Origin of the sequence: Allosediminivita pacifica, from assembly GCF_003054175.1 — a bacterium.
Taxonomy (GTDB): domain Bacteria; phylum Pseudomonadota; class Alphaproteobacteria; order Rhodobacterales; family Rhodobacteraceae; genus Allosediminivita; species Allosediminivita pacifica.
The window spans coordinates 48,589-61,989 of record NZ_QBKN01000028.1 but is presented as its reverse complement, the minus strand read 5'-3'; the positions used below and the strand labels follow the sequence as shown (position 1 = coordinate 61,989).

7 protein-coding genes and 1 tRNA gene are annotated in these 13,401 nt (G+C 63.1%); all 8 read right to left on the bottom strand.

The features are described from left to right. Positions 1-386: 386 nt before the first annotated feature. The 8 genes from C8N44_RS18530 to C8N44_RS18495 all read right to left on the bottom strand — a co-directional run bounded on the left by C8N44_RS18530 (position 387) and on the right by C8N44_RS18495 (position 13,375). Positions 387-3,782 (bottom strand): DEAD/DEAH box helicase family protein, encoded by a 3,396-nt coding sequence (locus tag C8N44_RS18530; protein WP_107978273.1) that lies wholly within the window; start codon positions 3,780-3,782, stop codon positions 387-389. A 268-nt stretch (positions 3,783-4,050) separates the two neighbouring features. After that, positions 4,051-4,566 carry a hypothetical protein gene (locus C8N44_RS18525; RefSeq protein WP_107978272.1) on the bottom strand — a complete coding sequence of 172 codons (516 nt, stop codon included), beginning with the start codon at positions 4,564-4,566 and terminating at the stop codon, positions 4,051-4,053. Between the two features lie 126 nt (positions 4,567-4,692). Then, entirely contained in the window at positions 4,693-5,850 is a 1,158-nt protein-coding gene (locus C8N44_RS18520) for a restriction endonuclease subunit S (protein ID WP_107978271.1), read from the bottom strand. Then, on the bottom strand, positions 5,847-7,385 hold the full coding sequence (locus C8N44_RS18515) for a type I restriction-modification system subunit M (RefSeq protein ID WP_107978270.1): 1,539 nt from the start codon (positions 7,383-7,385) through the stop codon (positions 5,847-5,849). The genes C8N44_RS18520 and C8N44_RS18515 overlap by 4 nt, the downstream gene beginning before the upstream one ends. A gap of 410 nt (positions 7,386-7,795) precedes the next feature. Continuing rightward, positions 7,796-7,885: transfer RNA gene (locus tag C8N44_RS18510), tRNA-Ser, on the bottom strand. Positions 7,886-8,099: 214 nt separating this feature from the next. Then, complete coding sequence (locus C8N44_RS18505) at positions 8,100-9,506, bottom strand: sensor histidine kinase (RefSeq protein WP_107978269.1); 1,407 nt, start codon at positions 9,504-9,506, stop codon at positions 8,100-8,102. A 125-nt stretch (positions 9,507-9,631) separates the two neighbouring features. Further along, a complete protein-coding gene (locus C8N44_RS18500) occupies positions 9,632-11,350 on the bottom strand; it encodes a hydantoinase B/oxoprolinase family protein (protein WP_107978268.1) in 1,719 nt (572 codons plus the stop codon). A 3-nt stretch (positions 11,351-11,353) separates the two neighbouring features. After that, positions 11,354-13,375 carry a hydantoinase/oxoprolinase family protein gene (locus C8N44_RS18495; protein WP_107978267.1) on the bottom strand — a complete coding sequence of 674 codons (2,022 nt, stop codon included), beginning with the start codon at positions 13,373-13,375 and terminating at the stop codon, positions 11,354-11,356. Positions 13,376-13,401 lie beyond the last annotated feature (26 nt).

The window sequence follows — 13,401 nt, the reverse complement described above, 5'->3', positions numbered from 1 at the left end:
CCGTATCCACGATCACAAGATCAACCGCCTCGACGAACTGCTCCCGTGGAACTGGAAGTCGTAGGATCAGGCGACGGTATCAACCGGTCGGTTACGAAACGACTGCGGACACTGCCGACCGGAGGGAAGAGCCGCAGATCAGCCACCTTCACCGCAACCTATTTGCGGAGCGCGGTACCCGCGAAGGTGCGATGTTGCGCGCTATCTTGAATGGGCATTCCAGGGGAAAGCGAACCTAAAGCTATAGGTGTGGTTGATGACCTAAGCTGGACCCCTCGAAAGATACAGCTTCCGGGCCAGCGGGACATACCGAGGGCACTTATGCGAGGCGAACTAGCGCAAAAGACGCTCACCCGAAGATCATTCAAAATTTCGGTTTTCTAGCTTCAAGCTGCAGCCGCGTCATTTAAGGTTCTGACGATCTGGATGATTTCCTTGGCCTGCTCTTTGTCAAAAATGCCGGCGATGCCCATGTCGTCCAAATCCGTAAACGGGCTCTCGTAGAAACTAGCAGGATCCACGTACCCTGCTTCCGTCAAGCTGTTGATCACAAGGTCGAGGAATTCGGTTTGATCGGAATTAAGCTGATGAAGGGCAACGAAAGCACTGAAAGCCTCCTTCGCTGCAGCTTTCTCCAAACCGGTCAGCGAACGCAAGAAGCGGCCGAGGCCACCTTCCTCGTCGAGGTCAGCGATAAGCGTGTCGTCGGCGATCTCCTGCTCAACTAGGATGCGCTGTAGTTCTTCGAGGTCCTGCCTCGTCAGCGCCTCGCCACGGCGGACCTTGATCAGGGTGATATGGTCTTGATGATCGTCGATGAAACGTCTGACCTTCATCTTGAAGCGCGCCTTATCCACGCCGCTGCCGACATCTGGCATGGTGACCTCGGTGCCTTCACCGATGTCATCCTCGAAGTCGGTGATGACGACTTTGCGCTCAACTGGGTTGATGAGCTCAGCCAAGTGTCGAAGGCCGCGGCGCACCGTTTCCAATATCTCGGGAGTGATGTCTTCCCAAAAGGCGTCGGTCTGGATGTCGAGGATCAGCGCCATCTCCTTCGCGACGAGCGGCACGTTGTCCATGCCTTCCAGTGCCGAGGCGAAGCTGATAATCCGCGCCTGTAGCCTAGCGAAGGCGCCAGTCTGCTTCAGAAGCTCCAGCTGCGCAGTCAGCAGAAGCAGGTCGAACTGCTTCCCGGGCAAGTTTCCATCCTCGAAGGCCGTGGGCAGTCCGGCGACCTCCTCGATCAGAGCCAGTCGGTCATCGAGGGTCAGGTCATCCCAGCCATGCGGATCGCGGAACTTCTCGACGCTGCGGCGCTTGGCGCGGACAATGAAGTTGTCCAGTGGCATCCCAAGGACTTCGTCATGCAGCCGTGACTTGATGTCCTCGACCAGCTCCTCGTGCGCTTCTCCTGCATCCGCCAGCGCCTCTATCAGCTCTACGCGCGAGCAGAACAGTCGTTCGCTGAGCGGCTTGGCCGTGGGCCCATCAGTCTTGTCAGGGTTCTCACGGAAAAATTCGAGGTTCTGACAGAAGTCGAAGATGACGAACTGTTGCTTGTCCTCCCCCGGCCCAAACAAATCTGGGCAAAGACGTGTACCACGTCCAACCATCTGCCAGAACTTGGTCTTGGACCTGACGATCTTGAAGAAAACGAGGTTCACAACCTCGGGCACATCGATCCCCGTGTCGAGCATGTCGACCGACACCGCGATATGCGGGGCCTTGTGCGCCTCAGAGAAGTTGTCGATCAGCGACTGGGCGTAACTGACGCTGTAGTCGATCAGCTGGGCGAACTGCCCTTTGTAGTGCGGATAGGCCTCATTGAAGCGGTCAACGATGAACCGGGCATGCTTGCTGTTCTTGGCGAAGATGATCGTCTTACCCAGCCGGTCGCCGCCCTCGACCTTGATCCCGTTGCGCATCAGATGCTCCAGAACCTTGTCGACGGTGTCCTCATTGAACAGCCATTTGTTCAGGTCGGCACTTTCCACGCGGTCCCGCTTCGTGCCTTCCTCATCCCATTCGATGGCGTCCCAATCTTCCTTTTCTTCGTCGGTCAACTGGTTGTAGTCGATACCATCGCGTTGGAACTTCAACGGGACCGAGATCGTCGTAGGCGGTACGAGATATCCGTCTGCCACGGCATCATCGAGGTCGTAAGCGTCGGTCGGCACGCCTTTCTCGAGCCCAAAAAGGGAATAGGTGTCCTTGTCGATCTCATCGCGCGGTGTCGCAGTCAGCCCGACCAGCAGGCTGTCGAAATATTCGAAGATCGCCCGGTATTTGCGATAGACGGACCGGTGCGCCTCGTCGATCACGATCAGGTCGAAGTGGCCGGGGCCGTAACGCTTCTGGCCACCGTTACTCTCTTCAATGAGCCCCATCATGGTCGGATAGGTGGACAGGCAAACGCGGGCCCCGGCATGGTCATTCTTTTTGGTGTCGTGCTTCTCTAGAAGGTTGGCTGAGGGGGTCGAGGGCAGATGCGCCTTGAAAGCCCCGTGGGCCTGCTTAACCAGGGCAATCCGGTCGGCGAGGAAGAGCACGCGCTTCACCCGGTTGGCCCGCATCAGCTGGTCGATCAAGGCGATAACGGTCCGTGTCTTCCCGCTACCGGTGGCCATGACAAGCAAGGCCTTGCGTTGCGCGTCGCGTTCGATGGCCTCTCCCACACGGCGAATGGCCCGCTGCTGGTAGTGGCGCCCCGCGATCTCCGGGTCCACATCGACCTTCGCCAAGGGGCGGACGTTCTCGCGGCGCTGCAGGAGCAGCTGCAACTCATCTTTCTTCAGGAAGCCAGAGACCCTTCGCGGCGGATAAGCCTGATCGTCCCAGATCCAATGCTCATAGCCGTTGCTGGTGAAGATCACGGGGCGGCGACCGTATCGTTGCTCCAGACAGTCCGCGTAAAGCTTCGCCTGCTGCTGCCCAGTACGGCTGTCCTTCTTCGTCCGCTTTGCCTCAACCAGCCCCAGCGGCTTTCCGTCGTCGCCCCAGAGGACGTAATCAACATAGCCTTCACCGCTTTGGCTTGGCATTCCCGTCACGGCGAACTCCCGGTCACGCCGCTGATCGAGAACCCAGCCCGCCTCGCTCAGCAGCAGATCGATGAAGTTGTCGCGGGTCTCGGCCTCGCCATAGTCGTGGTCATCCTGCACCGCGCTGTTGGCCCTGCGCAGTGCGGCCATCTCCGCCCGTACAGCGGCCAGTTCGGCGTCCAGCTTGGCACGCCCCTCTTCAGAGGCATGAAGGGCTTCCTCGGCCTCTTCCGCACGTCTGCGCTCGGCTTTGATATCCGCCTCGACCTTCTGGATCTGCGCCACCGTGCTGGCCGTGATCGTCAGGGACTTCTCCAGCTTCCCCGCGTCGAAACTCAGCGTTGGGTCCGGCCGCTCGATCTTGGCGTAGGTGCGAGCGATCCAGTAGCAGACGTGGAACAACTCGCGGACGCTGGCGATGGCATCATGGGCGCTCAGCGGCTTGCCGGTATCATGGGCGGCGCGGTTGCCCTGGTCCTTGATGTAGCGGGCCTTGATGACGATGGCTGGGCCGGTTAGAGCCTCCAGGCTCGGCTCCGCGATCATAGCAGCCAGGGTATCGGTGTAGACCTCCCGCAAGGCGGGATCCGTCCGGTAAAGCCACTTCAACGCTGTCTCCAGCGTCAGCCTTGCCCAGAAGCACGCGCCCCGCGGGTCGGACAGCGCATGCGTCTCGGCCTTGCTCGCCGTCGCGAAGAGAGCGGGGAAACCCTTGGCAAGGAATGAAAATTGCGACATCTGAAACCACCTTGTTCAGACAAGACGCTAGACCAGCAGCCCCACATTGGGCAACCTTGAGAAGACCTTGCACCTGCGACCCGCCAGTTGCAGGCAACAACAGGTAATAGTGGACAATAACGCCGCTTTGCTCTATATAGTTTGGCATAGAAGTTCATGATCGACTGCAAGAGCTTCCCCGCCACCGTCAGGTGGTCCAACCGGAAGGGTGGATAACCAAGAGGATGTCGAGTTAGCCAAGGGGTCCTCGCGGGCCCCTTCGGTGTTTCTAGCGCCTGTACTTCACCATGCGCCCCTTGAGCCCCTCGGACAAAACAGCGGCCAGCTTGGTCTTGGTGCCCTTCTGCGGCTGCACCGTATGGTAGGCGCTTTCCACGAACAGCTCCAGGTGATGCCGCGCCCCGTTGTAGCGGCCCTTCTTGGGGCGAACCTTGAAGAAGGCAGTGTAGCACAGCCCGTCATCGGCGATGAAGGACATGTTGTAGACAGCGTAGTTGCGTTCGCTGGCGGTGACGTAGACGCGATGCTGGTCGAGGCCCCGCATCAGGTCGGGCAAGTAATGTGAGGCCTCTAGCCGCGCCATGTCGACGACACGCGGGCGGGTACCGTCCATGATGCGCAGAAGGTCGTCCGGGTGGATTGGGTCGAGCGAGGAGCTCCAGCAGTGGCAACTGTAGCTGATCAGCATGCCGATGCTTTCCCCCTTGGGCAGGGTCCAGCGTTCGACGTGCGGGACGAGGTGCTGGACCTCGATCTGCTCAGCGTCGACTTGGACGAGGCCCATATCCGCGCATGGATCCCCATCCTGCGTCAGCAGCTCTCCGGCGGGTGAAAGGCGAAAGGGTCTCATGCGGTGGACGTACCACCAGCGGCAGAGGGGTCGCTAGCCCGGTTTACGGAAATGCTGAGCTCAGAGTTCGCCCCGGAAGGCGCGGTGTTGGAGGGAGGCGAACAGGCTTTCTTGCTTCGCGACCAGCTCCATGAGCTTCTTGTCCTGTCGTTCGACACGAGCATAGACTGCCAAGAACGCCGCTTGCTCATCAATGTCTGGCACAGGGATGATGCACTCCTTTACCTTCTTGGTACTTATTGTGTTCAAGCCCGTCGTCGTCCGCGACGAAGACGTTAGGTGCTTCCGACCGGTGATGGAGTTCATATAACTACTGAAAAACTGCGGGATAATCCGAGCTTGGTTCGGCCGAAACCTGATCAAGTGGTTCTGGTGGACGCAAGAATCGATCTCGCCACCCCAGACCGCTGTCCTTCCGATTTCGTCTGGATTCCCGTGTCCCTCAACGATCAACACATCACCAGGTTGGAGTTCCGTCCGCTCTGCCTCTGCATCGGTCAGGCTGATAGTTTTGATTTCGTCAAGATCAAGCCGGTCACGGTAGACATTAGCGACTCTGAGATACGGGGCGCGTCTTTCGTGAGCATCCCGCTTCCTCGAAACTTGTAGCCCCCCCTGAACTTCGCCCAAATTGCCGACTGCTTCCATGACTGGCTGCGCACCGTCAAACATTTCATGAAAGATCGCCTGGCCGAGGGTGTTGAGTTTGTAGAGGGCACGGGTGCGGAGGCGGCAGAGCTCTGCTGCCTGATCCAGTATCCCCGCAATTCGCTTCTGCTCCTCCAGCGGCGGGAGGGGGATTTTGAGACCACGTAGAACATTCAACTTAATGCCTTTGACCGTAGCGCCTGTTGCTTGTTCTAGTAGTTTGTCGCTGCTGCCGAGGAGCGCGTGATATAGATAACGGGTATCTACGCTAGGCTTCGGAAAAAGAGCTTTCAGGTCTTGATTGATTGCAAGGTCAATAGTGTTGATGGCTGCCTTGCCTACTGCCATGCGGGTCGGAACAATAATATGCCCAGCAGGAATTACTTGGGTGGCCGACGCGGCAACTCCTGCACTCGTTATGCGGTCGGCGGTTCGATCAAGAACTCCGCTCTTGAAGTCCTTCACTGATGCCCACGGAATGTCGCCATCCCAGTATGCTTGAACCTTCTTGTCAGGGGTGCCTCCGCCCTTGATGTCTACGATCTCTCCCAGAGGGACTAAGTTCGTCATCCCAGCATCCCCTCAAGCCAATCCAGCCCTTCGGCGATCTCGGCCTCCAGCACGCGCAGCTCGGCGATGATCTCGGCGGGGGCGGCGTGCGCGACCTCTTCGTGCTCGACTTCCTTGTAGCGGTTCAGCGACAGGTCCCAGGACCCGGTGGAGATGATGTCCTCCGCAGACACGACAAAGCTCTGCGCGGTTCGGGGCCGAGCGGCCTCTGCCTCCCAATTGCCCCAGCGTGCGAGGATGTCGGGCAGGTTGTTTTTCGCATGCTCCTCTGCCGTCAGCGCCTGCGTCGGGCAGGCCCCGAGCTTCTCCGCCTCCAGCAGCGGTGTGCGCTTGTCATCAAGGCTGAAGCCGTCTGCCGTCATGTCGTAGAACCAGAGGCCTTCGGTGCCGCCGACGCCGGTCTTGGTGAACACCACGACGGCGCAGGACACCCCGGCGTAGGGCCGGAAGACGCCCGAGGGCAACTTGATGATGGCGTCGAGCTTATGATCCTCCACCAGCATGCGGCGGATATCCTTGTGCGCCTTGGATGAGCCGAAGAGCACCCCGTCCGGCACGACCACCGCCGCACGTCCGCCGACCCGCAGCTGACGTAGGAAGAGCGCGATGAAGAGCAGTTCTGTCTTCTTTGTCTTCACGATCTTCAGCAGGTTCTTGGCCGTGGTGTCGTAGTCGAGCGAGCCCGCGAAGGGCGGGTTGGCGAGGATCAGCGAATAGGCACCCGCGTCCGCACCATGCTCTTCGGCAAGGCTGTCACGGTAGGAGACATCGGCGCTGTCCACTCCGTGCAGGGTCATATTCATCGCGCCGATCCGCAGCATGGTGGCATCAAAGTCGAAGCCGTGGAACATCGTCCGGTGGAAATGGTCGCGCTGTTCCTTGTTTCGCAGCATCTCGGGGTGGTGTTCCCGCAGGTATTCTCCCGCGGCCACAAGGAAGCCGCAGGTGCCCGCGGCCGGGTCGCAGATTGTGTCGCCGGGCTGAGGCTTCATGATGTTGACCATCAGCGCGATGATGTGGCGCGGCGTACGGAATTGGCCGTTGGTGCCCGCGCTGGCGATCTTGCCCAGCATGTATTCGTAGACGTCGCCCTTGGTGTCGCGGTCAACCATGGGGATATCGTCGAGCATCTGCACGATCTTGGCCAGCAGATTGGCGTTGGAAAAGCCAAGCCGCGCATCCTTCATGTGGGTGCCGTAAGAGGAGCCAACCTCGCCCAGCTGACGCAGGAAGGGAAAGACGTGCTCATCGACGATTCGCATCATCTCGCGAGCCTCGAAGTGCTTGAATCGGGACCAGCGGAGGTTGTCGTAGGGCTCGCCCTTGTTGTTGGCGCCTTCGGGGAAGATGCGGCGGGCCATGGGGATGCCGAGGTCTTCGGACTTGCGCTCCTCGACCGTGTGGAGATCGTCGAGCCGCTTGATGAACATGAGGAAGGTGAGCTGTTCGATCACGGAAAGCGGGTTGGAGACCCCGCCGGACCAAAACGCGTTCCAGATCTGGTCGATCTGCGATTTGATAGTGCCTGTAATCATTTGGGGTCCGGTGTGCTTTTGGCGCGATGGTAAAACATGAGATAGCGGGTACAACTCTTATCGCTGAGAACACACCCTCACCTGCAACCGACGGCCGGGCTAATCGATGTGCATCGCCAGCGAGCCCCCGTGCTGATTGATTGGACAGTGTGAAACACCAAGACCGGCATGCTCGCCAAAAGGAAGGTCGTTGCCAGATCGGTCGAACAGGGCCAGCACGGCTGCCAACCTGCACGATGTCTGTGGCATGTCAGGCCGCGAGTCGGCCTACTCGCAGTTGCAGTAGGCATATCGCTGACATCGACGCTCGGCCGTTGCGTGCCACCACATCCAAGTGTTTTCACATTGGGGGGTCCGTTGGCGGGTGAATTCGCCAAAAGCCGAATTTTCACAATGAAATCAGCAATGTATGGCGGAGACGAAGGGATTCGAACCCTCGAGACCCTTCCGGGCCTACTCCCTTAGCAGGGGAGCGCCTTCGACCACTCGGCCACGTCTCCGCGGACCCGTTTAGAGATGCGGTGGCCGAGAAACAAGGCGAAAATGTCGGTTTCTCGATCATCGCACGCGCGGAGATGGATCGGTCGTCTTCCCCAGCTTTTCGGGCAATGCATATGACAAAGACCTCTCCGGCGCTGGCATGCCGGGATCAGCCGCCCAGGCTCTGCGCCTCTGCCGGCACATGAGGCAAGATAGGAGCTCCTGCGGAGCCGCTCAGGCCGTCGACCGGTTTGAACCGTCGGCCGGGGCCAGCGAGGAGGCGTCCTCGAGCGCCTCCTGCCCGCGCGCCGCGGCGGCGAGGGGCAGCACGATGCTCACGTCGGTCCCCTCGTCGGAATTCTCGATCTGCACGAATCCGCCCGACTGGTTGGCGAAGCCCGAGACCATCGCGAGCCCCAGCCCCGTGCCCGCGCCCACCTCCTTGGTCGTGAAGAAGGGTTCCAGCACCCGGTGACGGATTTCTTCGGGGATGCCCGGCCCGGTGTCGCGTACCGTGACGCGGGCGAAGGTGCCGGGACCGTGCGCGCCACCGTCCGCGGCAATGACCGGCCTGTCGAGGTCGAGGAGATCGGCGGAGATCGTGATCCGCCCCGCGCCGCCCATCGCGTCCTTGGCGTTGATGATCAGGTTCAGGATCGCCGTGGTCAGATGGCTCCTGTCGACCATGACCGGCAGCGGGCGCAGCGCGACCTCGCTGTCGAGCGTGATCGAGGTGGTGACGAGGGGCCGCCCGAGCTGGATGGAGTGCCGCACGAAGTCGCGAAGATCGCCTTCGCGGACGTCGAAATCGGCCCGCCGGGCGAAGGTCAAGAGCTGCTCTACGGTGCCGCGCGCGCGTTCTGCCGCGGCGCGGGCGGCGGCGAGCGTCTCCATCTTCTCGACCCGCGTGTCTGCCAGCTCGTGCAGTTCGAGATTGCCCAGGATAACCGTCAGCATGTTGTTGAAGTCATGCGCCACGCCGCCGGCCAGCTTGCCGATGGCCTCCATCTTCTGGCACTGGATCGAGGCCTTCATCGCCGCCTCGGCGTTCAGCCGGTTCCGGCGCGCCACCAGCAGTGTCTGCATGTAGTAGCCGACCAGCCCCGCTTCCGAGGCGAGGATCACCAGCTGGAGCGCCGGTTCGTCGAGATGACTCAGCACGCGCAGGGCGACGGAGGCCGCGGCGGCGGCCACCACCAGAACCTGTAGGGCAATGACGTCGAGCCGCGTGTCGGCGCGGCTGATCATGAAGAGCATGAAGGCCAGGATCGCGACCGTGGCAGGGATGTGCAGGGCCGGGTCGTCGATCTGCATGAGGTAGATCGGCATCCACACGAAGGCGCATATCAACAGGGCATAGAGGCTGGCCGCAATAGCAAGCGATCGCGGCAGGCGCCCGCTTATGGCAAGCCTGAGGTAGCCGAAATAGGCCGCGTGCAGGATGGCGTAGCCCGCCATCCAAGCCAGCGCGGCCACCCAGCCGGTGTAGCTGTAGAGCACATAGGCCGAGCCGAAGATGATAGCGCACCGAACCGCGAATTCGGCACGATTCTTGTACTCGATCCTGTACTGGCGCGACAGCTCGTCCAGCGTGTCATCCTCCGGGGCGCCGGGGATGGCGCCTTTTCCCATCAAGGACATACGATACTGACCCTGCCTGCCTCAAGGCAAGCATGACGAGCCTTGTCGCATTCGTCGCGCATCGCCCCGATGCCAGGGCGCCCCAGGGTTGCCCTGGGGCCACACCTTGCATGCGGTACCGGCGGTCAGTCGGGGCCGAGGTCCACGTGGCCATAGTGGCGGCGGGCGTGATCTTCGGTGATGTAGCCGTCGGCCAGATCGTCACGCACCGCCTGCGGGTCGCGGCTGGCGGGATCGCCGTAGCCGCCACCGCCACCGGTGCGCAGCGACAGCAGGTCGCCCTTGGGCACCGATATCCGGGTGGCCTTGGGTTTGTGTTCCTCGGAGCCGTCAGCGCGGTGGATCACCGCGTCATTGGCGCGACCGCCGATGCCGCCGAGCAAGCCCCAGGGGCCGTTGCGGGTGCGTTCGACTGAGGTCGTGACGTAAGTGTCCTCGAGCATCCGGAAGGCGAAATCGATGCCCGAGCCGCCCCGCCATTCGCCGGGCCCGCAGGAATCCGCGGCGAGCTCCATCTTTTCGAGCAGCCAGGGGTTGCGGCTTTCCCAGACCTCGACCGGGGAAAAGCGGGTGGCGCTTTCGGCGATGTGCAACATGGTGCCACCGTCGTGGCCCTTCCAGGCCCCCTGCCCCACCGGATGCGGCGCGCCGTCGGCCCAGGGTTCGCCCGTGGCCTCGCGCGTGCCCCAGTGCACCAGCGAACAGATGCAGCCGCCCGACATGGCCGGGACGATCTCGGGCGAGGCCTTGGAGAGAGCCTGGTAGACCGCCTCGATGGCCTGCACCGCGGGCCAGCCGTAGAGAAAGCAGGGCGCGGGCGGCAGCGGGTGGAACATGGTGCCGGGCCTGGTCACCACCTCGATGGCGCGGAAGTGTCCTTCGTTCGGGGCCTCGCCCATGCCCGCCAGCATCGAGATGGCGACCCGGCTGGTGGAGATGGTCGAGGGCACCGGCGTGTTGATCGGCCCCGCCTGCTGCGGCGGGGCCGCGGAATAGTCGAGCCGCACGCTGTCGTCCTCGACCACGACGGTGATCTCGAAGGGGACCTCGCCCACCTCGACGCCGTTGTCGTCCATGATGCCGCCGCCCGTGTAGGTGCCGTTCGGGACGCGCGAGAAGTAGTCGCGCACGACGCGTTCGCCGTGGTCGAACATTTGCTCCACCGCGCGGCCGAACTCGTCCTTGCCGTGGCGCGCCACGACCTCGAGCAGCGCGCGCACGCCGGTGCGGACGCCGACGATCTCGGCGTTGAGGTCCCCGGCGATCATCTTGGGCACGCGCGAGTTGGCCAGGATAATGCGGTAGATCGGGTCGACCATCCTGCCGGCCTCGACGATCTTCACGCCCGGGTAGATCGTGCCCTCCTGGAAGACGTCCACCGTGTCGGTGCAGTAGGGGTCCTTGCCGCCGATATCGAGCCAGTGGCCCTTGATCGCGGCGTAGCCCACCAGTTCGCCCTCGTGGAACGCTGGCATGACCACGGCAAGGTCCTGCGGGTGCGAGCCGGTCCCGTAGGGCCAGTTGTAGATGATGATGTCGCCCTCGTTGAGGTTCTCCTCGCCGCCGATGCCCTTCACGGCCTCGGTCACGCAGAAGTTCAGGGTTCCCATGAACATGGGCAGGCTGGGCGCCTGCGCCAGCAACCGCACGTCGCGGTCATAGAGCGCCACGGCGAAGTCGAGCACCTCGTAGATGACGGGCGAGAAGGCGGTGCGCACCAGCGCGCGCTTCATCTGGTTCGCGGCGGAGTTCAGGGCGTGGCGCACCACTTCGGTCGTGATCGGGTCCACCGGGTCAGAGGGGGCGGTGCGCGACAGGCCCGCCTTGTGCAGAACGGTCTCCATAAATCAGGACTCCTTGCGCTCGAGGATGAGTTCGCCCATGCCGCCGGGCGTTATGCGCCAGCCGGTATCGACGTAGAGGGTGGAGGTCGCCTCGGTCACGATGCACGGTCCCTCGATTGGGCCTGCGATGGTGTCACGCGGCACGATGGCGAAGGTCAGGCGACGGCCCGTGGCGAAGGACCAGGCCTCGACACTGCGGGCCTCGGCCGGGGCCGGTTGCGGCGCCGGGACCTTCACCTCGCGCTTGGCGAGCTTCTCGGTGTAGGTCGCGCGGACGGCGACGGTTTCCACCTGCTCGTCGAGCACGCCGCCGAAGGTCTTTTCGTAGTCCTCGACGAAGGTGGCGAGGATCTGCGGCAGTTCCGCCGTGATGCGGCCGCCCTCCATGGGCAACTCCACCGTTAGCGAGTGCTCCTGCCCCTTGTAGCGCAGGTCCAGCCTTGCGCTCGCCACGGCCCTGTCGGGCCGCGCGCCGCGCTCTTCGAGACCCGCCAGAAGCTCGGTCAGAAGCGCCTGCGCCCGGGCCAGCCCGTCTGTTTCGAGATCCGTCACCAGCGTGCGGGCGGCCGACTGCACGCGGTCCGCGCCCAGCAGGCCCCAGGCCGAGAAGTTACCTGCGAAGGGCGGCAGGACGATGCGGGACATACCCAGTTCGTCCGCCAGCAGGCAGGCCATGAGCGGCCCGGCCCCCCCGAAGGGCAAAAGCGTCATGCCGCGCGGGTCGAGTCCCTGCTCGACCGTCACTTCGCGCATGGCGCCGCCCATGGCGGCCGAGGCAATGCGCAGCGCGCCGGTGGCCACGGTTTCCACGTCCTGCCCCAGCTTACCCGCGACGGTGTGCAGTGCGGTTTCGGAGGCCGCGATGTCGAGGGTGATGCCAGAGGCGAGTTCACCGGGCCCCAGCATCCCGAGGTAGGCCGCCGCGTCGGTCAATGCCGGCTCGGTCCCGCCCTTGCCGTAGCAGGCAGGGCCCGGCACGGCGCCCGCGCTGCGCGGACCGACGCGCATCAGCCCGCCTCGGTCAACGTGGGCGAGCGAGCCGCCCCCTGCCCCGATGGAGCGCACGTCGACCCAGGGGGTCTGCACCGGCATGCCGTCGATGACGCCCTCGTAAAGCACCTGTGGCTCGCCGTTCAGCACCAACGCGGTATCGAAGCTCGTCCCGCCCACGTCGGCGGTGATGAGCGCCTCGACCCCCAGCGCCTTGCCGATCTCGGAGGCGCCATGCGCACCGCCGACCGGGCCCGACATGATGGTCTCGAAGGGGCGGTCTTCGGCCTCCGCAAAGGTCATGGAGCCGCTGCCCGAGCGGGTGATGAGCGCGGTGCCGGAAAAGCCGAGCTCCTGCAGACGGGTTTCCAGCCGGCGCAGGTAGTTGGACATGCGCCCGCGCACGAAGGCGTCGATGACGGTGGTCGAGGTGCGTTCGTATTCACGATATTCGCCCGAGATGCGGTGCGAGAGCGAGATACCGCCCTCGAAGCCCTCGTCCAGGATCAGTCGTTCGACCGCCAGTTCATGCTCGGGATTGGCCCAGGCGTTCATCAGCGCCACGGCGATGGCATCGACCTTTTGCGCCATGATGGTGCGGATCGCCTCGCGCGCGGCGGCCTCGTCCAGCGCGCGGTGTACGGCGCCGTCTGCGCGGACGCGTTCGGGGATGCCGAGACGGCGGCGGCGCGGGACCAACGCGGGGGGCTGCTCCCAGAAGAGGTTGTACATCTCGGCCCGGTCGCCGCGGCGGATTTCGAGCACGTCGCGGAAGCCCTCGGTGGAGATCAGCCCGACCTCGGCGCCGCGACGCTCCAGCAGCGCGTTGAGGCCCACGGTGGTGCCGTGCAGGAAGTAGGCCGCGTCGCGCACGACCTGTACCGGCACGTGATCGCGGACCGCGTGGATCACCCCTTCCTCGGGGGCATGAGGGACGGTCGGCACCTTGGCCTCGACCGTCTCGCCCGTGGATTCGTCATAGTAAATGAGATCGGTGAACGTGCCACCGATGTCGACGCCGATGCGTGTCGCCACCTGTCTCTTCCTTCTGTGTCGCCGGG